Origin of the sequence: Enterococcus raffinosus (assembly GCF_001886185.1) — a bacterium.
Lineage (GTDB): Bacteria > Bacillota > Bacilli > Lactobacillales > Enterococcaceae > Enterococcus_A > Enterococcus_A raffinosus.
In genome coordinates this window covers 19,170-41,149 of the sequence record NZ_JXLA01000035.1, presented here as the reverse complement: position 1 = coordinate 41,149, position 21,980 = coordinate 19,170, and the positions used below count along the sequence as shown (strand labels likewise).

20 protein-coding genes are annotated in these 21,980 nt (G+C 42.2%); 19 read left to right on the top strand and 1 reads right to left on the bottom strand.

Annotated features, from left to right (window positions below):
• The 5 genes from RV13_RS16275 to RV13_RS16255 form a co-directional block, all read left to right on the top strand.
• On the top strand, nucleotides 1-846 hold an 846-nt coding region (locus tag RV13_RS16275), incomplete at its 5' end, for a sensor histidine kinase (protein ID WP_169829259.1).
• A gap of 260 nt (nucleotides 847-1,106) precedes the next feature.
• A complete protein-coding gene (locus RV13_RS16270; protein ID WP_071875977.1) occupies nucleotides 1,107-2,165 on the top strand; it encodes a DUF389 domain-containing protein in 1,059 nt (352 codons plus the stop codon).
• A gap of 166 nt (nucleotides 2,166-2,331) precedes the next feature.
• Nucleotides 2,332-3,480 carry a cation:proton antiporter gene (locus RV13_RS16265; RefSeq protein ID WP_060789591.1) on the top strand — a complete coding sequence of 383 codons (1,149 nt, stop codon included), beginning with the start codon at nucleotides 2,332-2,334 and terminating at the stop codon, nucleotides 3,478-3,480.
• Nucleotides 3,481-3,726: 246 nt separating this feature from the next.
• Entirely contained in the window at nucleotides 3,727-4,458 is a 732-nt protein-coding gene (locus RV13_RS16260) for a dihydrofolate reductase family protein (protein ID WP_060789592.1), read from the top strand.
• Nucleotides 4,459-4,536: 78 nt separating this feature from the next.
• A complete protein-coding gene (locus RV13_RS16255; protein WP_060789593.1) occupies nucleotides 4,537-5,394 on the top strand; it encodes an aldo/keto reductase in 858 nt (285 codons plus the stop codon).
• 61 nt (nucleotides 5,395-5,455) lie between these two features.
• Here RV13_RS16255 and RV13_RS16250 read toward each other — a convergent pair whose 3' ends face one another.
• The gene (locus RV13_RS16250; RefSeq protein ID WP_060789594.1) at nucleotides 5,456-5,806 is read right to left on the bottom strand and encodes a DUF488 domain-containing protein; all 351 of its coding nucleotides are present in this window, start codon (nucleotides 5,804-5,806) and stop codon (nucleotides 5,456-5,458) included.
• 170 nt (nucleotides 5,807-5,976) lie between these two features.
• Here RV13_RS16250 and RV13_RS16245 point away from each other — a divergent pair, with 170 nt between their 5' ends.
• The 14 genes from RV13_RS16245 (at nucleotide 5,977) to uca (ending at nucleotide 21,979) form a co-directional block, all read left to right on the top strand.
• Nucleotides 5,977-6,327: a potassium channel family protein gene (locus RV13_RS16245; RefSeq protein ID WP_060789595.1), complete on the top strand. Its 351-nt coding sequence runs from the start codon at nucleotides 5,977-5,979 to the stop codon at nucleotides 6,325-6,327.
• A gap of 152 nt (nucleotides 6,328-6,479) precedes the next feature.
• Nucleotides 6,480-7,331: an AraC family transcriptional regulator gene (locus RV13_RS16240; protein ID WP_060789596.1), complete on the top strand. Its 852-nt coding sequence runs from the start codon at nucleotides 6,480-6,482 to the stop codon at nucleotides 7,329-7,331.
• Between the two features lie 177 nt (nucleotides 7,332-7,508).
• Nucleotides 7,509-8,942 (top strand): family 1 glycosylhydrolase, encoded by a 1,434-nt coding sequence (locus tag RV13_RS16235; protein ID WP_060789597.1) that lies wholly within the window; start codon nucleotides 7,509-7,511, stop codon nucleotides 8,940-8,942.
• A gap of 15 nt (nucleotides 8,943-8,957) precedes the next feature.
• Entirely contained in the window at nucleotides 8,958-10,385 is a 1,428-nt protein-coding gene (locus RV13_RS16230; protein ID WP_060789598.1) for a PTS transporter subunit EIIC, read from the top strand.
• 54 nt (nucleotides 10,386-10,439) lie between these two features.
• Nucleotides 10,440-12,578: a glycoside hydrolase family 65 protein gene (locus RV13_RS16225; RefSeq protein WP_071875976.1), complete on the top strand. Its 2,139-nt coding sequence runs from the start codon at nucleotides 10,440-10,442 to the stop codon at nucleotides 12,576-12,578.
• Entirely contained in the window at nucleotides 12,575-13,225 is a 651-nt protein-coding gene (pgmB, locus tag RV13_RS16220) for a beta-phosphoglucomutase (protein ID WP_060789599.1), read from the top strand. Before RV13_RS16225 ends, pgmB begins: the two co-directional genes overlap by 4 nt.
• Before the next feature lie 307 nt (nucleotides 13,226-13,532).
• Nucleotides 13,533-13,859 carry a P-II family nitrogen regulator gene (locus tag RV13_RS16215; RefSeq protein WP_060789600.1) on the top strand — a complete coding sequence of 109 codons (327 nt, stop codon included), beginning with the start codon at nucleotides 13,533-13,535 and terminating at the stop codon, nucleotides 13,857-13,859.
• A 12-nt stretch (nucleotides 13,860-13,871) separates the two neighbouring features.
• Nucleotides 13,872-14,225 carry a P-II family nitrogen regulator gene (locus RV13_RS16210; protein ID WP_060789601.1) on the top strand — a complete coding sequence of 118 codons (354 nt, stop codon included), beginning with the start codon at nucleotides 13,872-13,874 and terminating at the stop codon, nucleotides 14,223-14,225.
• A 21-nt stretch (nucleotides 14,226-14,246) separates the two neighbouring features.
• A complete protein-coding gene (locus RV13_RS16205; RefSeq protein ID WP_060789602.1) occupies nucleotides 14,247-15,308 on the top strand; it encodes an ABC transporter substrate-binding protein in 1,062 nt (353 codons plus the stop codon).
• Nucleotides 15,309-15,337: 29 nt separating this feature from the next.
• Nucleotides 15,338-16,147: an ABC transporter permease gene (locus RV13_RS16200; RefSeq protein ID WP_060789603.1), complete on the top strand. Its 810-nt coding sequence runs from the start codon at nucleotides 15,338-15,340 to the stop codon at nucleotides 16,145-16,147.
• A gap of 11 nt (nucleotides 16,148-16,158) precedes the next feature.
• Nucleotides 16,159-16,956, top strand: a complete 798-nt coding sequence (locus RV13_RS16195; RefSeq protein WP_060789604.1) for an ABC transporter ATP-binding protein — start codon at nucleotides 16,159-16,161, stop codon at nucleotides 16,954-16,956.
• Between the two features lie 25 nt (nucleotides 16,957-16,981).
• Complete coding sequence (locus RV13_RS16190; protein WP_028020098.1) at nucleotides 16,982-17,644, top strand: urea amidolyase associated protein UAAP2; 663 nt, start codon at nucleotides 16,982-16,984, stop codon at nucleotides 17,642-17,644.
• Nucleotides 17,641-18,354: an urea amidolyase associated protein UAAP1 gene (locus RV13_RS16185; protein WP_060789605.1), complete on the top strand. Its 714-nt coding sequence runs from the start codon at nucleotides 17,641-17,643 to the stop codon at nucleotides 18,352-18,354. Before RV13_RS16190 ends, RV13_RS16185 begins: the two co-directional genes overlap by 4 nt.
• Nucleotides 18,355-18,358: 4 nt before the next feature.
• Complete coding sequence (uca, locus tag RV13_RS16180; protein WP_060789606.1) at nucleotides 18,359-21,979, top strand: urea carboxylase; 3,621 nt, start codon at nucleotides 18,359-18,361, stop codon at nucleotides 21,977-21,979.
• Nucleotide 21,980: the final 1 nt, after the last annotated feature.

Below are 21,980 nucleotides of genomic sequence, written 5' to 3'. Positions count from 1 at the left end.
ATTGTCCTATTGACGGGTAGCCCACCATTCCAAGGTATTCTTTTATTAATTCTATTCTTTTTATTACTCACTAGCCACTTATATTTATATGTAAAAAGGTATCACTTTACACTTTTTGTTCTAATCGTTTTAATCATTCTTTTATCCTTTACCTTACTTTCCCTAGTCACTTTAGTTAATAAAAATTATCAAAGAGAATCCTTTTTAAGAGATTTAAGTCTGTCTATCGAGGAGGAGAGGGGGAATTACGAACTTGCGAGGGAGTATCGTCATGATTTCAATTCTGCATTGTTGGGACTAAGTGAGTATCTAGCAAATAATGATATTCAAGGAGCAAAAGAGTATTTATCCGAACTAACAGAGGTTACTTCTGACTATTTAGAGGATTATCATCATTCACAAACAATAGCGATTCATAATGCTGCTTTACGTGGATTGATTTCAAAATTCATCGAAAAATGTAAAAAAAATAATATATACTTTGAGCTTATTGTGAATGATCAAGGAGATCCGATACCTTTTAATCAGATTGATTTATTACGGATTGTATCGATATTAATTAATAATGCTTTTGAAGCGAGTTTAGATGAACCAAATCCTTATATCCATATTGTACTTACAAATGATCAAGATTTTTGGAATTTTAAGATTGAGAATGCAGTAACCTCCAAAGTAGACGTCACGAAGATTTTGAATAAAAATTTTTCTACGAAGGAGGGACACACAGGATTAGGACTATCAAACTTAAATAAAGTATTAAAAAAGTATCCAAATACAAATCTTCAATTCCAGGTTAGATCAGAGACGTTTATTGTATCCATTGAAATTCCAAAAAGAAAAGTATAGTTTTTAAAGAAGTTTAGATACATGAGGGATAAAAGTATTCCTGTTTTATAGGAAAGACTAATTATATAAATTCAAAGTTGAATGAGGAAACGCATTTAGGCTGGCTATTGCGAAAACAGGAAATCACCGAAATCTATCAGGAGACAAGGACAATCTCTCGAAAATATATTGTGAAATCAATATCATCGAGTATATATTATGTGCCTTTCTAACACCTACACGCTAAAATAATACTAAGAGAAAACGTGTGGAGGGAAATTATGGGAAAACAAGAATATACAGCCGATGAGTTTCGCGAAAAAATCCTTTCTGATATTGAGATAAAGACAAACGATTCGGTGATTTTAATGTGTGCGATATTGATCGCATCGATTGGTCTAAATATGAATTCAATACCGGTGGTTATTGGAGCGATGTTGATTTCTCCAATCATGTCACCTTTGTTAGGTGTAGGCTATGGACTGTCTGTCTTTGATTTTGCGGTTGTTAAGAAAGCCGCGAAACTATTGCTATTAGAGGTAGCGGTCAGTTTGGCTGTGGCTACGATTTATTTTTCGCTTTCGCCGATCACTTATCCCAGTAGCGAAATAATCTCACGCACCTCTCCCACAATATGGGATGTCATCATTGCCTTTGCTGGAGGTCTTGCAGGAATTATTGGTGCTAGAAAAAAGGGGAGTAATAATATTGTACCGGGAGTTGCGATTGCTACAGCGTTAATGCCGCCTGCTTGTACCGTCGGCTACTCACTCGCTACAAAAAATCTCACTTACTTTATGGGCGCGTCTTACTTGTTTATTATCAATTGCGCGTTCATCGTCATCGCGACTTTTATCGGTATACGTTTCATGCGCTTTCCAGTAGTGGCTCGTTTGACCAATAAGGATGCACGTAAGATGAATGGTTACCTAATTTTGATTTCTCTCCTGATTGTGATTCCAAGTATCTTTTCCGCGTCAACATTGGTGCGAGAGAGTATCCGCAAATCAGCGATCAACCAGCTTGTAAATGAGAAATTTTCGGAGTATGTTATCTTAAATCAAACCTATGAAAAGGAAAAACGAAAGCTTATCTTGACTGTTTCCGGGGAAAGACTGCCTCGAGCCAGTATTCAAGCACTACAGAAGGAGTTACCAGAATATGGTTTGGACAATGTTACTCTGGAGGTCGATCAAGTTCCCAATCTTTCCGAGCTTGATGGGAATCAGATGTCAAAATACTTGGATCAATATTTTAAAAATCGTATCGAACAGGAAACAGATAAGAATGTAGAATCAAAAAAAGAACAGGAGACTACGGATAGTCAAGGATGGGAATGATCCATGTTAAGTAATTAAAACTTCTCAATTTTGAGAAGTTTTTTCTTTTCAAGATTTTGCTCTATCAAATAGAATACCTATCATTCTATCAGTCGAATTATTTTTCATTCTGTCTTTTTTTCGTTATTCTTAATCAGTATGAATGTTTTGAGAGAGGATGAGGAATGTGGAATTTATTGGTGTATTATGTCTGATTTTAATCAGCACAACGATTGCCAGCCATTTTTCACGTCGGTTTGGTATTCCTGCGGTGATTGGACAATTACTAATCGGAATTCTATTAGGAAATGCAGGATTAAAGGTTGTTCATCCAGATATTTTGGTCGAGGATTTTTCTGAGATCGGCGTGATATTATTGATGTTTCTAGCTGGGATCGAAAGTGATCTTTCACTGCTGCGGAAATACTTTCGGCCAGGGATGTATGTGGCTGTGCTGGGGATTTTATTCCCAGTGGTTTTAGGGACATTGGGTGGAAATGTTTTTCATATCGCGATGAATCAGTCCTTCTTCTTAGGATTAATCTTAGCGGCAACGTCCGTCAGTATTTCCGTAGAGGTGTTGAAGGAACTGAATGTGATTAATACGAAGGAAGGTTCAACGATTCTCGGCGCTTCTGTCGTTGATGATATTTTAGTCGTTTTGATCGTCAGCTTGAGTATGTCCTTTTTAGGAGCAAAGGGTGGAAATGACGGTCCGTTGGGAATTATGTTGATCGAACAAGTACTATTTTTCGTAGCGATCTTTTTCTTGATTCGCTGGGGGGCCCCGTATTTAATGAGGCTTAGCAAGAAATTGCTAGCCGAATCATCTGTGATTATTGTTTCATTGATCCTATGCTTAAGCATGTCCTATTTAGCGGATTTTATTGGCTTGAGTTCTGTAATTGGTGCTTTCTTTACAGGCGTTGCGATTGGTCAAACCAAGGTTTGGAACGAGGTTCAATACAACGTCGAAGCGATTGGGTACGCAGTGTTTATCCCTGTATTTTTTGTGAGCATTGGTCTAGAAATCTCCTTCAACGGGATTGGAAATCAATTATTGCTGATCGTGACAATTACTGTTTTAGCGATCCTTTCAAAATTATTCGGCGGTTTCATCGGCGGAAAGCTTGCTGGATTTAGCAATCACAGTAGTCTAATGGTTGGTTCAGGGATGATCTCACGAGGCGAGATGGCGCTGATTATTGTCCAATTAGGATTTCAGGCACAATTAGTGACCAAAGAGTATTATTCGGCCTTTATCTTGGTAATCCTGTTTACGACGCTGTCATCACCGTTCTTATTAAAGTATTTTACGAGAAAGATTTATACGTAAATTACGATAATTTTACAGGTGTACTGACGTTTTTCTGTGCCTTCCGCCTAGCTTTTCTGGTTAAAATGTTTGGTGAACGGCGGCTTTGTCCAAGCGAGAGTAGTCCTTGATGTCCATTTGAATGTGTGATTCACCATGCTTTGAAGGCATAGTGATATATAAAGTAGGTATTAGACGAATAATAAAATGAGTTGTACGATGAGTATATCGCTCGTACAACTCATTTTTTATTAGGGAGGAGAACAAATGGCTAGGCCCTATATTGTTTGTCACATGCTTACCTCGATCAATGGAAAAATCAGCGGCCCTTACATGCGTTCAAATTACACAGAAATAGGAAGTAACGCCTATGAAAGAACGAATGATCAGTATCATAGCCAAGCTTGGTTATGCGGCAGAGTAACGATGGAAGAAAACTTTACCCATTATCAAACACCGGTTTTAGATGAATTTGCGCCAGTTTATCCTCGTGAAGATTATGTAGCTGTTTCAGATGCGAAGATGTATATTGTTTCAGCGGATCCTTCTGGAAAAGTTGGCTGGCAGACGAACACAGTCAACTATGCTGAAAGGCCAGCAGCCCATGTTATTGAGGTATTAACGGAGAAGGTGAGCGATGCCTATCTTGCCTTTCTGAGAAAACGAAAGATTTCCTATATTTTTGCCGGAGAGAAACAAATCAATTGTACACTCGCTTCAGAAAAATTAGCTGTGTTGTTCAATATCAAAACACTGATGGTATCTGGTGGCGGTGTGATCAATTGGGCTTTTTTAAAGGAACAAATCGTTGATGAAGTAAGTATCGTGGTAGCCCCTGTCACAGATGGCCTGCCAACCACCAACACAATTTTTGAAAATAAGAGTATGACTGATCCGTCCTCAATGATAGGCTTCAATTTGAAGAAAGTTGAGATCATCGAAAAGGACACCATATGGTTGCGATACAAACCAATCAATCAAGAGGAAGCTACTACTTGACTTAAAGCTTACTTTAAAGAGTATGCTTGAAAGAAGCTAGAGTGTAATTTTTTTAGACATCGAAAGGAGAACAAAACAATGATTTTACAAGAGAGCTATCCATTAAATAATGGGGTAAAAATACCTAAGGTCGGTTTTGGGACATGGATGATCGAAGATAAGGCAGCCGTTCAAGCAGTTAAGGATGCTTTAAAGATTGGCTATCGCCACATCGATACCGCGCAAGCTTATGAAAATGAACGTGGTGTAGGAGAAGCCATTCGTACTTCTGGTATCGAACGATCAGAAATTTTCCTGACTAGCAAAGTCGCCGCGGAACATAAAACGTATGAATCAGCTTCACAATCTATCGACGAATCCCTTGAAAAACTAGGATTGGATATGATTGATTTGATGATCATTCATGCACCGCAGCCATGGGCTGAGTTCAGAGAAGCGAATTATGACGAGGAAAATGTTGAAGCGTGGCGTGCATTAGAAGATGCCTATAAGGCAGGTAAAGTTCGATCAATCGGATTATCGAATTTCAATCAGCATGATGTTGAAAATATTTTACAACATGCAACTATTAAACCAGCGGTTAACCAGGTTTTGGCACACATTTCCAATACGTCCTTCGAATTGATCGATTATTGTAAAGAAAAGGATATCTTAATTGAGGCATACTCTCCAGTCGGACATGGTGAACTATTGAAAAATCCGGAGCTGAAGGAAATGGCGGAAAAATATCAGGTGAGTGTACCCCAGCTTGCGATTCGCTATTGCTTAGAATTAGGCTTGCTGCCATTGCCAAAATCAGCAAATAAGGCTCATATACAAAGTAATGGCGAGGTAGACTTTGAATTGTCTAAAGAAGATATGGATCGCTTAAAAGCCATTCAACCGATTGAAAATTATGGAGAGTCAAGTAATTTTCCAGTCTACAATAAAAAATAGAAGTGATTTTTAAGTAGCTAAAAGTCCTAAAAGCAACAGAGAATTGTTGGTTTTAGGACTTTTATTTTGTTAGCAGCTCATAGAGGACTCGCGCGTTGTTTTGTGTCTCATTTTTCGCACCATAAACCAGCGTGACGGTTTCGTGGTCTTTCAACACCTGCTTTAATTTCTCAAGGGCCTCTTTTGGTGAACCAGTTTGTAGTTCTTCTTGATATCTGACCGAAAATTCAGCGTATTTATCCACCTCATGATTAAACCATTTCCGCAGCTCTGGACTCGGTGCGATTTCCTTTAACCACAAATCAATTTTTTCCGTTTCTTTTGATTTTCCTCGCGGCCACAAGCGATCTACCAATACGCGATAACCATCTGAGGAACTTGCTGGGAGGTAAGCTCGTTTTATTTGCAGCATTTGTTACACTTCCTTTTATTCTTAGTTTAGCAGGTTAGAAAAGAAAGTAGTAGGAAAGGAACTTTCAAGCGATGACAAGCTGCTAAATTCTTCGTTCCATTTAGAAAAAATCTGCTAAAATAAACGACAAAAGGACAGCATACTTTGTATAAATAGAAGAGGAGATTCTCATGGTTGCATTCGCATTATTATTTCGAAGCTTGTGGCATATTTTAAAAATTTTATTTCGGCAGGAAGAACAAAAGGCCATCATGTTGGCGGTGCTATTTATCCTGACGATTGGAACCATTTTTTATCATAATGTGGAAGGGATGACGTATCTAGATGCATTATACTTTTCGGTTATGACATTGGCTACTGTTGGGTACGGGGATTTATCTCCCCAAACAGCTTTAGGAAAAGTTTTTACGATTATCTATGTTTTAATCGGGGTGGGAATTATTACTGCTGTGATCGCAAATTTCAATCGTGCACTCGCCGAGTATCATAAAAGGAAGAAACATAAAGAAGCGAAGGAGTAACTGCAGTCTATAGTGAAACGTGGGAAATTTTTTGAATTTCCTCGGATACTAATTAACTGATCTATAACTAGTTTTACAATCAGCAGGCATATTAAAAAAGATCGTTTACTTTCCCATTATTTTCAGTCAAAATGAGGTAAGAGGTGAACAGGATGGCGATTTATTTAGAAATGCCAGATTTAGATACAGCGTTCCCTTTTCGAATGCTAATGAATGATGGTGATATTCTAACAACGCCTCATTGGCACCGCGAAGTAGAGCTGATTTACGTGACGAAAGGGACCATAGCATTGGGAATCGATGATGTGCCCTATAAATTAAGCGAGGGAGAGATCGCTTTTATTAGTGGTGGTCTGATTCACTATGTGTTGGCTTCGCCAGGCAGTGAGCGGCTTGTCTATCAATTTGATTTACCGTATTTTTTGGCAGGAAAGCAGCAGGCTGATCTTCAAAAAGTACTCTCGGATTTACAACCGGTAAGTCCTCAATGGAAATCAGAGACAGAAGCTTCTGTTCGTCATTTACTTGAAGGGATGAATCAGGAAATAGAACAGCGGTCCCTAGGCTATCACGTTGCTTTAAAAGCGCAGCTTTTTCAGCTTCTCACTCTATTGATTCGTGATATTCCGAAAAGGACTAGGTCGTCCGAAAAAATGAACAAGCTGGCAACGAAAGATGTGCTAGAAAAGCTGGATGATATTTTTAGTTATGTTGAAGCTAATTATCAAGAGGTTCTGACATTGCAGGATATCGCAGCAGTTTCTGGCTATAGCTCGTTTTACTTCACCAAATTTTTCAAGAAAAACACGGGCAAAACATTTTTGAGCTTTTTAAACGATTATCGTATTGATAAGGCTAAGTGGCTGCTGATAAATAGTGATTTGCCGGTGTCAGAGATTATTACTCAGACAGGGTTTGAAAGTGACAAAACTTTTTACCGTCTGTTTAAACGATCTATGAAGATGGCGCCGCTGGAATACCGAAATGCCATGAAAATTGACTAAGTTCTAGGAAGATGACAATACCTCTGTCATCTTCCTTTTTTTATAAACGGCATTTTATCAAGACAATTTTTGAGAATAATAGAACAAAAATGGGGGAATGAAAATAAGAATTCCCCGCTATAATAAAAGTATCAACACGAATGAAAGCGAATACGAACCAAAAGGGAGAAGAAATAGATGAAGCAGGAAAAGCAATTCTTTTGGGGCGGAGCAACCTCCGCCGCACAAAGTGAAGGAAATTACCTGGCTGATGGGCGGCAGCCATCAAATTTTGATTTTTTGCCATTAGATGATCGACGTCTTAAGGCAGTTTATAAGAATCAGTCAGCATCGATCTTAGAATCACGAGGCGACGAAATTTATCCGGGACGAAATGGCAATGACTTTTATCATCATTATCAGGAGGACATCGCTTTATTGAAGGAGTTGGGAGCGAATAGTTTTCGTTTCTCAATTTCTTGGTCACGGATTTTTCCAACCGGTGAGGAAGAGGCGCCGAATGAAGCGGGATTGCAGTTTTACGAAAATATTTTGACGGAGCTGGAAAGGCTGCAGATGGAGCCAATCGTGACGCTATCGCATTTTGAAATTCCGTTGCATTTAGTAAAAAAATATAATGGCTGGGAAAACCGTAAAGTGGTTGAGCTATTTCTTCACTATGCTGAAACAGTGTTGCAGCGCTTTAAGGGACGGATCAAGTATTGGATTCCATTTAATGAAATGAATATGGTCTTGCACATACCATTTATCGGTGGCGGCATCCTGTTTGAAGAAGGAAAGGACAATCTGTCCATCCAATATCAAGCCGGACATCATCAATTGTTGGCGAATGCTTTGTCGATCGAAGCCGGCAAGCGAATAGATCCTGACAATCAATTCGGAGCAATGTTGGCCGCGGGGAAAACCTATGCCTACACTTGTGATCCTAAAGATGTTTTTGCGGCATTGCAGCAGGAAAAGGAAAATCTGTTGTTCTCAGATGTTCAAGTTTTTGGTGAATATCCAAGGTTCTTCTCGCATTTCATAAAAGATAAACAGCTGAACTTAACTATTTATCCAGAGGATCGAGAGGCCCTTCAGAAAAATACCGTTGATTTTGTTTCCTTCAGCTATTATTCCAGTGCTTGTACCGCAGCAGAAGAAAACGGGATTGATCGTGTCGCTACAAATGGGTATACCACGCTGCGAAATCCTTATCTGCCAAAAGCAAAGAGCGTTTGGCAAGATGATCCGTTGGGGTTGAGAATCACATTAAATCAGCTGCATGATCGCTATCATAAACCTTTATTTATTGTTGAAAATGGGATTGGTACGCAGGATGATTTTGTGGATGGAAAGGTCCACGATGACTACCGCATCCATTATTTGAAAGAGCATGTGAAAAATATGAAGCTGGCGATGGAGGAGGATGGTATTGATTTGATGGGCTATCTCATGTGGGGGATCATCGATCTTCCTAGCGTCAGTGAAGGGAAAATCAGTAAACGTTATGGCGTGATCTATGTCGATCAGGATGATGAAAACAATGGCTCGCATCAACGCTATAAAAAAGACAGTTTTACGTTTTATCAAAAGGTTATTGCATCAAATGGTGCCGTTGTATTTGAATAGGAAGGAGCAAAATCAATGAGAAAGTATCAACAGTTAGGAAAAGAAATCATTCAAGGTCTAGGGGGGAAAACTAACGTCAATTCTGCCGTTCATTGTGCGACACGTTTACGGTTTGATTTAAAAAATCCAGAAGCAGCGGATCTGGACAGCTTGAAGGCGATTGACGGGGTAGTTGGTGTGAATCCGACACCGACACAGTTACAGGTGATTATCGGCAGTCATGTGGGAGAGGTTTTTGAAGAAATTATTCGTCAAGGTATAATCAATGGCGATGCGGAGCCAAGTAAACAATCTGATGCAGCAGCCGGCTCAGCCAAGAAGGAAACCAGTCTTTTTAATCAAGTCATTGATACCATCACCGGCTGTATGACACCGATGATTCCAGCCTTAACTGCTGCCGGGATGATCAAAGTGATATTGTCTCTATCGACGACCTTTCATTGGATGTCCAATGAATCCAGCACGTATCGCGTACTAGATTTTATCGGGGACGGCGCCTTTTACTTTATGCCGATTTTATTGGCGGTCTTTGCGGCAAACAAGTTTAAAGTAAATACCTCCATCGCAATTATTGTTGTAGGTGTTTTCCTGCATCCGAATTTTAGCCAGTGGGTCGCATCGGGAGATCCGATTTCTTTTCTGGGGATGCCTATTCAAGGCGTGATCTACGCGGCATCAGTAATTCCAGCGTTGCTGACGATTTGGGCGATGTCTTATATTGAACGCGGCGTTGATAAGATCACTCCGCAATCATTAAAAATTTTATTGAATCCGACCTTAACCTTACTGATTACTGCACCGTTAGCATTGATCGTCATCGGTCCACTGGGAAATTTCGCAGGACAAGGGCTGGCTTGGGTAATCAATTTGTTACAAGGACAACTAGGATTTATCATGGTGGCGTTGTTGGCCGCTGCGATGCCATTTATCGTAATGACCGGCATGCATCATGCGTTGACACCGATCTTTGTGGCTTCCTTTGCCGCAACTGGAACAGAATCATTGATTTTAGTGGCACAAGTCTGTGCGAATTTAGCCCAAGGTGGCGCTACTTTGGCGGTGGCCTTCAAATCTAAACAGAAAAATGTCAAATCAATCGCGGCAGCGGCAGGAGTGTCTGCCATTATGGGGATTACTGAGCCTGCACTATACGGAATCACGATGAAATACAAGAAGCCGTTAGTGGCAGCGTGTATCAGCGCCGGGATTTCTGGCTGCTTCGGCGGTTTGATGCATGTGACGTTGTATGTACCGCAAAACAGTCTGATGGCGATCTTAGGATTCTCAGGTGAAAAAGGTACAAGTAATGTGGTTGCCGGTCTAGCAATGATGCTGATGTCCGTTGTTCTATCCTTTGTACTGACGCTTGTTTTACAAAAAGATGAGAAAATCGAAGCCGCACCGGCGGAAAAGCCTGCTGAGGGCTTAGCAGCAAATTCATAAACGTGAATGTAGGATGGGAGATGAAGCTTCCATCCTGCTTTTTTGGAGGACAGCATGAAAATTTATTTAAATGATTATGAAACTGAAACATTAGAAAAGGCCGAGAGTCTCTTGTTTAACGGCAACGGCTTCATCGGTTTGCGGGGAAACCTGGAAGAAGAGTATTACGATCATTTTTCAACCAATCGTGAAACCTATATTAACGGCTTTTATGAAACGAAGACGATCCATTATCCTGAAAAAATGTATGGCTTCACCCCCACAGGAGAAACGATGATCAGCGTCATTGACGGGCAGACCACTTTGATTACGATCGGAGGCGAGCAATTTTCACTAAATAACGGCACGATCAGCGAAAGCGAACGCTATTTAGATATGGAAAAGGGGATCACGGTTCGCAGTTTGGTTTGGTGTTCGCCTTTGGGGCGTCGAACGAAGCTGACGATTTCGCGGTTAGCATCTTTTCAATACAAAAATCTCTTCTCAATGAAAATTGATTTTCAACGGTTAAACCATGAAGAGGAGATCGAATTAACTACCCATTTGAATTTTTATCCTATCCGTACGATTGATAAAGAGGACCCGCGAATGAGCCATGAGTTGCAAAAAATCACGGTCAAGACAATTGATTTAACCGAAAAACGATGTCGTTTCGGTACAACAGGTTCCCAACTAGAAGCGGAATTGGCCTGGTCGATTGATAATCACACTGTAGCTCAAACGATTGAAGCAGACCGAATCGTCATTCGCACCCAATTGGAGGGGACTAGTTACCAAAAAAATCTAAGCTATGCCTTCCAGCAGCAGGAGCATGAGGGTCTAGATGCTACATTTTCCCAGTTGGTACAAGCACAAACGCGTTTTTTAAACACCTTTTGGAAAAGTGGGAAGGTTCGAATCAAAAGTACTGAACGATTAGAGGAAAGTGTTAACTATAGTACCTTCGCCCTGCTGCAATCTCTAGGGACTAATGGGACGACTAGTATTGCAGCTAAGGGGTTAAGCGGGAGCGGATACGAGGGACATTACTTTTGGGATGCAGAGATGTTTGTCTTTCCAGTCTTTTTACACTTGAATCCAACCCTAGCCAAACAATTACTGACTTACCGATACAATAGTTTGGACCAAGCTCGCAAGAATCGTCAGCTTTTTGGATACCAAACAGGCGCTCTTTACCCTTGGCGGACAATTTCTGGAACAGAGTCTTCACCATTTTTTGAAGGTGGTTCGGCGCAGCATCATATCAATGGGGATATTGCCTATGCCTTCATTCAATACTATCGCTACACGGAGGATCTGAACTTCATGGCGGATTACGGCTTTGAGGTTCTGCTGGAAACAGCACGCGTCTTCACTGAAATTGGCTATATGAAAAATGGCCAGTTCCACATTGATAAAGTCACCGGACCGGATGAATACACGGTGCTGGTGAACGATAACTATTACACAAATCAATTAGTGGCGTATCAATTTAAGTGGATTGATCGGTTGGCGCGAATATTGAAGGAGCAACGCCCTGAAAGTTGGCGGGCATTAACAGAAAAACTCCAGCTGAAGGATGAGGAGCTTCAAGCATTCCCGCAATTCGCTGAAAAAATGACACTGCCATTTGACGAAGAAAGGGGAATTATCGCGCAGGATCGCGACTTCCTAAATAAAGGTGCTTGGCCGTATTCAAAGGCCGAAACGAAGTATCCCTTATTGCTGAATTATCATCCCTTAACGATTTATCGTTATCAGATTTCTAAGCAGGCAGATGCGGTATTAGCCTTGATGCTGTTTCAGGATACCTTTGACAATGCAACGATCGAAAAAAGTGTCGCCTATTATGACGAGGTTACGACTCATGATTCTTCCTTGTCCTATTCAACGTTTTCGACTGTTTATAGCCGTTTGGGTCAGGTAGAAAAAGGCTATGACTATTTCTTGAAAAATGCCCGTACTGATCTTGATAATAGTCATAAAAATACTAAGGACGGCATCCATACGGCTTCGATGGGCGGTACGTTTATGACGATCATCTACGGATTCTGCAATTTGCAGGTGGTGAATGATGCATTGATCATGGCCCCGAATTTGCCTGCAGAAATCGAAGAGCTGGAGTTTTATACGTATTTTAAAAATCAAAAATATCGGATTTATGTCAATCATCAGGAGCATTCGATAGAAAAGCAAATAGAAGGAGAGGCATAATGAGAGGCTTTGTTTTTGACTTAGATGGTGTGCTCGCCGATACGGCTAAATACCACTACATGGCATGGAGGCAGCTGTCAGCTGAACTTGGCATTACGATTGACGAACAGTTCAATGAACAATTAAAAGGCATCAGCCGTGAGGAATCGCTGGAACGAATTCTAATCCATGGCAGCAAAAGCGAGATCTTTTCGGATGCTGAAAAAGCTGAGCTGGCGGAAAAAAAGAATCGTCATTATGTTGAACTGTTAGCAGAACTGACACCGGAAGAGGTTCTGCCAGGTGTGGGCTCCTTCTTAATGAACGCCCACCGGCATGAGATTCCCTGTGCTGTTGCCTCTGCATCTAAAAATGCCCCGTTCATCCTGACCAAATTAGCGATCAATGATTACTTTGTGGGGGTGGTCGATCCGGCAACTTTGACAAAGGGAAAACCAGATCCAGAGATTTTCATCAAAGCGGCGCAATTAATGGCACTTCAACCAGCCGAAGTCATTGGTTTTGAAGATGCCCAAGCCGGGATTGATGGGATCAAAGGATGCGGCATGTATGCGATTGGAATAGGCGACACGCAGCAATTAAAAGGCGCCGACCGATGGGCTGCAGATCTATCGGAACTATCAGTAGAAGAATTGATTCAATTGTAAAACAGTGGAGGTTGCCAAAATAATTTTGGCGGCCTTCATTTTTTTAATGATTTTTGTGTTTCGATACCTGTTCATGTGATAAAAAGTAACGTGGAATGTCTCTTTTTTAGAAAAACTTTTAAATCATGTTAGAAAATATAACATATGCTATTGAAAAGTATGCTGCAATTCATTATGATAGTAAAAAAATATCCAGAATGATTTGCCTGCCGGGGTGAATGGTTCATATGGAGAATGCTTAGCACTGGTAGGCCTCTGAGTGCGAGAGGTCTACCAGTTTTTTTAAATTCAGAAGGGAATGACGAGTATGAAAATGATTCGCGCGGTAGTACGACCGGAAAAGGTAAACGAGGTAATGAATGAGTTGGCTGAAAACGGCTTTGTCTCGGCCACCAGATACAGTGTGTTGGGACGAGGGAAGCAGCGGGGGTTGAAATTAGGAGATGTTTATTATGATGAGATTCCCAAGGAGACCATCGTTTTAGTCGTGGAAGACACGGATGGTGAAAAGGTCATCAATTGTATTCAAAAGATCTGTCGTTCAGGCTCTGAGGGATCGTTTGGTGACGGGAAAATTTTTGTTCTTCCAGTAGAAAAGACTGTAACCGTCAGCAGCGGTGAAGAAAAATTATAAGGAGATGAAGCCATGAAATTAGTAACAGCGATCATACGTGATACAAAATATTATGAAACGAAAGCCGCTTTATTGAATGAAAATTTTTTCTCACTTAATACCTATCGAGTGTTGGGGCGTGGTCGCGAGCAGCAGCAGTATGATGTCCAGAATGTAGGTGTTAGGAAATCTATCATAGATTATCCGTTCGTCAGTAAACGGATTATCGAAATCTATCTAGAGGAAAAGGATGTGGAACGTCTAATCCAGATTCTCTTAAAGGTTAATCGGACCGGCAACAAGGGCGATGGGAAAATTTTCGTGACTCCTTTGGAAGAGGCAATTCGCATTCGAACAAAGGAAACGGGCATTGACGCTTTAGCGTAAAAAATAAGGAGTGGAGACTATATGAAGAAAGTGATGAGTGTTTTAACGGCGATGTGTTTACTTTTGCTGCTGTTGAGCGGCTGCGGTGGGAAAGATAGTGGAGCAGCTGAAAATTCTAGTGAGAAGTCCTCTGACCAAGCGATCAAAATCGGCGTCAGCGCGTTTCCGGGATGGTATACCTGGTACGCCGTTCAAGGATTTGGCGCGTTTGAGAAAAACGATGTGAACGTGGAACTGGTTTGGTTTAATACGTACAGTGATTCGCTGCAGGCCTTCAACAGCGGACAGATTGATGCGGTGTGTGCAGCATTAAGTGATACAATCTCGCCAGCCATTAACGGCGTTGATTTCAAGGTAGTACTAATCAATGACAACTCGGCGGGAGCAGACGGAATCGTGGCACAATCGTCGATCAAGTCGTTAAAGGAGTTAAAAGGAAAAACAGTTGCGACAGAGGTAGGGACGATCGAACATTTCTTTTTACTAAATGCTTTAGAGACAGCTGGCTTATCTGAAAAAGACATTCAATTAACGAACATGACAGTCGAGAATGCTGGTCCAGCGGTTATTTCTGGGCAGGTAGATGCCGCCAGCTTGTGGGAACCGTCGTTAAGCTACGCAGCTTCTGAAGGTGATACGAATTTACTCTTTGATTCCTCGGAAATTCCTGGTTTAATTCCTGATACATTAATGGTTAGTGGAAAGGTCTTAAAAAATCGTTCTGCTGAGGTACAAAAAATCGTCAAAGCATATTTTGATGGGATGCAGGACTATGCGGAAAAACCAGATGAAGCGTTAGGGTATATGGCCAAGCAAGCGGACATTAGTACTGAGGAAATGAAAACAGCGATGGCAGGAGCACGTTTATTCTCAATTGCGGACAACCATGCGGCCTTTCATGAACAGGCGGAGGACTATTCTTATCTACCGTATACAGCTAAAGAAACCGCGAAATTTCTTTTGGATCAAAAGATGGTTTCAGAGGAGCTCAAAGATCCAGAAAGTATTTTTGATTCCAGTTATATTGACAAGCTGTATGAGGATGCAGTGGATATGAAGGTTCCAGACACGCAGGCAGAGTAACCCTATTGGAATTCGCGGGAGGCGATTTGATGGAAATAAGAGCAGTATCGAAAACAGGCACGAAGATTAGGCTGCGAAAAATGATTTCGAAAACAAAATACAGCATGATCGCAGCTGGAGCCTTCATTTTAGTTTTAGTCTTATGGCAGCTGTTGAGCACTAGTGGGATGGTCAGTCAGATTTTCTTGCCGGCGCCGACTGCAGTTGTCGAAGCGTTTGTAAAGAGTCTGATGGATGGATCGTTGGCAACTGATACATGGATTAGTTTTTCTCGTATTATGAAGGGCTTCTTATTAGCGATTGTCATTGGTGTGCCGTTAGGCGTTTTAGTAGGTTCCTTTTCGAAAATCGAAGCGTTTGTTCTGCCGCTGACAGAATTTTTTAGGTATTTACCGGTCCCAGCCTTTGTTCCATTAATTATGGTCTGGGTAGGTATTGGTGAAAATGCCAAAGTGGCAGTCATTCTTCTTGGGATTCTTTTTCAATTGATTCCGATGGTGGCGGACAACGTAAAAAGTGTTCCTTCCAATTTGATCAATGCCGCCTACACGCTGGGAGGCAAATCCAGCACAGTGATTTTTAAAGTCATCATTCCAGCGATGTTGCCGAAGTTAATGGAAAGCTTGCGGATGATAATGGGCTGGGCCTGGACATATTTAGTAGTGGCAGAATTAGTGGCTGCCAACTCTGGCTTAGGGTATAACATCTTGAAGGCACAGCGCTTTTTGGATACCTCTTCTATATTTATGGGGATATTGGTGATTGGTCTTTTAGGGTTGATCACGGATCGTCTGTTTGGCTTGCTGAACAAGGTGTTGTTTCGTTGGGTAGAAGAATAGGGGGGACGAAAATGGCAGTGATAACAGGAGAGCTTGGGCTGGAGGCAAAGGTCGCCAGCAGTAAAATTTCCTTTGAACAGGTGAACAAAATCTACACCTCAAAAAAAAATAAAGTGACGGCATTGCGGGACATTAACTTGGAGATTTTAGACAATGAATTTCTCTGTGTTGTAGGGCCTTCTGGTTGCGGCAAGTCGACGTTGTTGAGGATTCTCGGCGGGTTAGAGGATATCACTTCAGGCAGTATCGTACTGAATGATCAAGAGCTGGTAGGTCCGGGAGCAGATCGAGGCATGGTCTTTCAAGGCTATTCATTATTTCCTTGGCTGACGGTAGAGGAAAATATCGCTTTTGGCTTGAAAATCAGTAAAAAGCCGAAAGCGCAAATTCAATCAATTGTGGATCGTTATATTGAGGTAATTGGTTTGGAAAAGTTCCGACATAGTTTACCCAAGGAGCTTTCTGGTGGGATGAAGCAGCGAGTGGCTATTGCGCGGGCATTGGCGAATAGTCCAGAAATACTACTGATGGATGAACCCTTTGGTGCGTTAGATCCGGAAACGAAGAGCAACATGCAGCTGCTGATGCGGGAAATCTGGGAAGTGGAGCGGCCGACCATTTTATTCATCACTCATGACATTGAAGAGGCCGCCTTTTTAGGACAGCGTGTCGTGATCATGAGTGCGGGCCCTGGAGAAATCAAACAATCGGTGCCCATCTATCTGCCATATAAAAGGAGTTTAGGGTTGAAAGATGAACCCGCATTTATTAAAACGAAGAAAAAAATCGATCAGATCATTCATACGTAGATACTTGTGAGTAGGAGGAAAACAAATGGAATTTACGCCAATAGTAAGCGATAAAAAGTCAGAAAATTCAGATTATAACAAGGAGATATTAGCCGGAGACGGCTGGATGAAGACCATTCATAAGGGCGATACACTGCGAATCGTTGATCAAGCAGGGAATCAGGCGGCCGACACCTTATTTTTTCTAAAAAATGATCCGGCCGATCACTACAGTGCTTGTCTGACGATTCAGGAGCAAAAAAGTTTGTATCTAACAACGGGAACCGTATTAATGAGTGAAGCTGGACAGGAAATGCTTAAGATAACTGCTGATACTTGTGGTCAGCATGACACTATTGGCGGTGCTTGCTCCTGTCAGAGCAATACCGTCCGCTACCAACGAGAAAAAGTCTCGATGCACGCTTGTCGCGATACCTTCATGCTGCAAATGAGTCAGTTTTTCGACCAGTATCGGTTTTCGAAAAGAGATCTAGCTCCGAACATCAATTTTTTTATGAATGTCCCGGTTAATCCAGAAGGTGAGTTAGATTTTAAGGATGGCGTTTCAGGGCCTGGATATTATGTGGAGTTAGAGGCGTTAGCTGATGTGATCGTATTGATCAGTAATTGCCCACAATTGAACAATCCCTGTAACGATTACAATCCGACCCCTATTGAAGTGCTGATTTGGAAAGGAGCAGACGCATGAAATTAGTCTATACAAAACGTTTATTGCCGGGAGAAAAGTGGTCTGAGTATTTAAGCGCGAATAAACTTATACGTTTGATAGCCAAAGCAGAGGATTGCAATGTAGTGATGGGTGCTTATCACGCAGAGCATCCCGAAGAAAAATACAATATGCCGGACTCTTTAAAAGCGCAGCATACCTTCTTTTTAACCCAAGGGAATTTATTGATGAGTGATAATGGGAAGATGCTGTTGAGTATGCTGCATGATACATATGGCTGGCACGACACCGTGTGCGGGCATACTCTTTTGCGAAAAATCAACGATCAATATGGCCCTTCTGATTATCAAACAGAGCGAAATCAGCGTCACCGAGGCAGCTATGAGAATTTTTCGATTGAGCTTTTTCGACGCGGTTTGGATAAGCGGGATCTATCTTCGGTGGTCAACCTTTTCTCTAAAGTCACAGCGTCAAAGGGTGGAGAGCTGAGTTATCAACCAGAAAATACCTTCAATAAGGAAGTCGTTTTACGGACTGATGCGCCGGTTTTATTGATCTTATCTAATACACCGCATCCTCTGAACCCAGCAAGAGAGTATCCAAAAGGAGAAATACAGCTAGAGGTTTATGAAGGAAAGCCGGCTGATTTACTCGATTCAGTTGTGACGAGCTGCGAGGAAAATACACGAGCGTTTGAAAACAATTTGGCAGAAAATCAACTAAAAGGGTGATGGGATGTTTAAAAAAGTATTGATTGCTAATCGTGGAACGATTGCTGTTCGCATTCTTCGAACATTAAAGAAAATGGGCATTACTTCAGTGGTTGTTTATGCTGAAGCAGATGAAAAGAGCCGACATGTCGAGCTGGCCGATGAAAGTTATCTACTACAAGGAGAAACGGTCGATGAGACTTATTTAAATCAGGAACAATTATTAGCGATTGCGAAAAAAAGCGGGGCACAGGCTGTGATTCCCGGCTATGGTTTTCTTAGTGAAAATGCCGATTTTGTTGAAGCCTGTGCTAATAATGGTTTGATATTTATCGGTCCAGAGGTTCAGCATATAAGAGAGTTCGGCATGAAGCATCTGGCACGAGAATACGCGAACAAAGTGGGGATTCCCATGATTAATGGAACGGAATTGCTGAGTAAAAAGTATCAAGTAAAAAAAGAAGCAGAAAGAATCGGCTATCCTATCATGCTGAAAAGCACGGCTGGCGGAGGCGGAATTGGGATGAAGATCTGCCGCAATGAAGCGGAGATGCTGTCTTCCTTTGATTCAGTGGTGAATCAGGCGGAGGCGAATTTTGGTAATGGCGGAGTGTTTTTAGAGAAATATATTGAAAATGCTCGGCATATTGAGGTTCAGATTTTTGGGAATAAGGCGGGAGAGCTGATAATCATCGGTGAGCGGGACTGTTCATTACAGCGTCGAAATCAAAAGGTGATCGAGGAATGTCCGGCCTTTGGTCTTACAGACGCTGTTCGTTCGGCGCTGCATCAAGCAGCAGAAACACTAGGGAAGTCTGTTGGCTATCGCAGTGTTGGAACGGTCGAGTTTCTCTATGATGTATCTACTGAAATGTTTTATTTCTTGGAGGTCAATACTCGTCTGCAAGTAGAACACGGGATTACCGAAGAAGTTTTTGGCATTGATTTAGTCGAATGGATGATCCTGGAAGCGGGTGGCGAGTGTCCTGATTTGGAGAAAAGAGTGTTGGTTCCACAAGGAGTCAGCATCGAAGCACGGATTTACGCTGAGGATTTTTATCACGATTTTCGCCCCAGTGTTGGTCACATTGATGCTGTCGAATGGGGCGAGCATGCCCGCATTGAGACCTTCATTTCAGATCATTTAGAGATTAGTCCGTTTTATGATCCAATGCTGGCTAAGGTGATTACGAAAGGGAAGACGCGGCAAGCGGCTTTGGATCGATTGACTTCAAGCTTGAAGGAAACGCAAATTCAAGGCATTGAGACGAATCTTTTCTTCCTCCAGGAAGTATTGCAGAAACCACAGATAACCGCTGGCACAGTGACAACCAAAACGCTGGAGCAGCTGTCAATTGAAATTCCAGCGTTGGAAGTACTTGATGGTGGATTGAATAGTACACTACAGGATTATCCCGGGCGAGTTGGCTATTGGGGTGTTGGGGTACCGCCTTCTGGTTCGATGGATGCTTTATCTGGCCGAATTGCTAATAAAATCTTGAATAATTCGGAAGAGGCGCCGGTCATCGAGTTGACCCTTTCAGGCGGGAAGTGGTTATTTCGCGGCGAAATGGAATTTGCATTGGCTGGCGCTCATCTGACACCAACACTGGATGGTCAGCCAGTTCCTATGTATCAGGTGGTCACAGCAAAAGCTGGACAAGTCTTGAGTTTCGGCGAGTCGAAGACGGGTATGCGCTGCTATTTAGCGGTAAAAAACGGGTTCAGTGCCGCAAAAGTACTGGGAAGTGCTTCGTGCTTCACGTTGGGAAATTTTGGCGGGAAAAATGGTCGTTCGCTGCAAACTGGAGATGTATTGCATCCGTTATCTGTTGCAACCAGCAAAACGCCGCTAGTAAAAGAGCCTTTTGAGCTAACGAAAGAAGAGCAAGTCTGGCAGATTCATGTTACACCAGGCCCGCATTGTACGTCTGAGTTTCTTACACCTGAGTTTTTACAGGAATTCTGTGAGGCTGAATGGGAGGTCCACTTCAACAGCTCACGTACGGGTGTCCGCTTGATTGGCCCTGCCCCGAAATGGACACGAGAGGATGGCGGGGAGGCAGGCTTGCATCCTTCGAATATTCATGATAACGCCTATGCGATTGGTACCATTGATTTCACTGGCGATATGCCAATTATTTTAGGGCCAGACGGTCCAAGCTTAGGCGGTTTTGTCTGTCCGGCGACAGTTATTTCCAGTGATTTATGGAAAATCGGTCAGTTAAAACCGGGGGATACGCTGCAATTTTGTTTGGTCGATATTGAGACGGCTAATTGCTTAAATAAGGAGCAAGAAGAGCTGATACTGCGTCCTTTAAGTGCCGCAACGCTCCAGACGCTTTACCGCAATAAAAAAACGAATCAAACGGCGATACTGGCCAAGCAGCCAGAGTATCCAATTTTTTATCAAGGAAAAAATACGGCGGGAATTGATTTGACCATCCGCTTATCTGGGGATCGGTATTTACTGCTGGAGTACGGTGAAATGGCTTTGGATTTTATTTTAAGAGTGCGCATTCACGCGTTGTATCGTCAGTTGAAGGAAAGTGCCTTGCCGATTGTTAACCTGACACCAGGGATTCGAAGCTTGCAAATTCAAGTTGATACGCAAAAACTTGAGTTGAAGACAGCGTTAGCGGAAATCATCAGACTGGATGAGGAATTGGCGAATCTGGAAAATGCGGTCTTTCCTTCTCGAATTGTCAAGCTGCCGTTATCTTGGGAGGATCCTCAGGCAGTTAAAGCGATGGAACGTTATCAGGACAATGTTCGTAGCGATGCTCCGTGGTGCCCTGATAATATTGAGTTCATCCGCAGAATCAATGGGTTAAAAAGCCGGGCTGCTGTTCAGGAAACAATCCTGTCGGCTAAGTATATGGTATTAGGCTTGGGGGATGTTTATCTAGGTGCGCCAGTCGCTGTGCCAATCAATCCGATGCATCGCCTAGTGACCACGAAGTACAATCCCGCAAGAACGTGGACCCCTGAGAACGCTGTAGGAATTGGCGGAGCCTATCTGTGCGTCTATGGAATGGAGGGTCCCGGGGGCTATCAGCTGTTTGGTCGAACGATCCAAATGTGGAACCTGCAAAAGGAGACGCACTACTTTTCAAAAGAAAAGCCGTGGCTACTAGACTATTTTGATCAACTGCAGTTTTTCCTCGTCTCTCCTGAAGAGTTGCTGCAATACCGTAAAGATTTTCTCAATGGAAACTATGAGCTTGATATCGAGGAAACGGAATTTTCGATCAAAGAATACCAAGCGCAGCTAGCGGAGCACCGTTCAGAAATTACTCAGGTTAAAGAGCGGCAGCAAGCGGCCTTCGAAGCTGAAAGAGAGTCTTGGCGGGAAAAAGGCTTGGCTGAGTATACTCCGGAAACAGGGGATCAAGAGCCGGCAGTTGAAGCGGCGGTCCCTGAAAACAATGAAGTATTGAAATGCGCGATTCCCTGCAGTGTTTGGAAAATTTTGGTCGACAAAGGCGATTTCGTCAGAAGCGGCGAACCGATGATCGTAACAGAAAGTATGAAAACAGAGATTGCTTATCATGCTCCTTGTGACGGAAAAATATCTGAAATTTTAATTAAGCAAGGAGATATTTTACGCTCGGGAGAATCACTGGCGTACATTGAGGGGGTCTGAA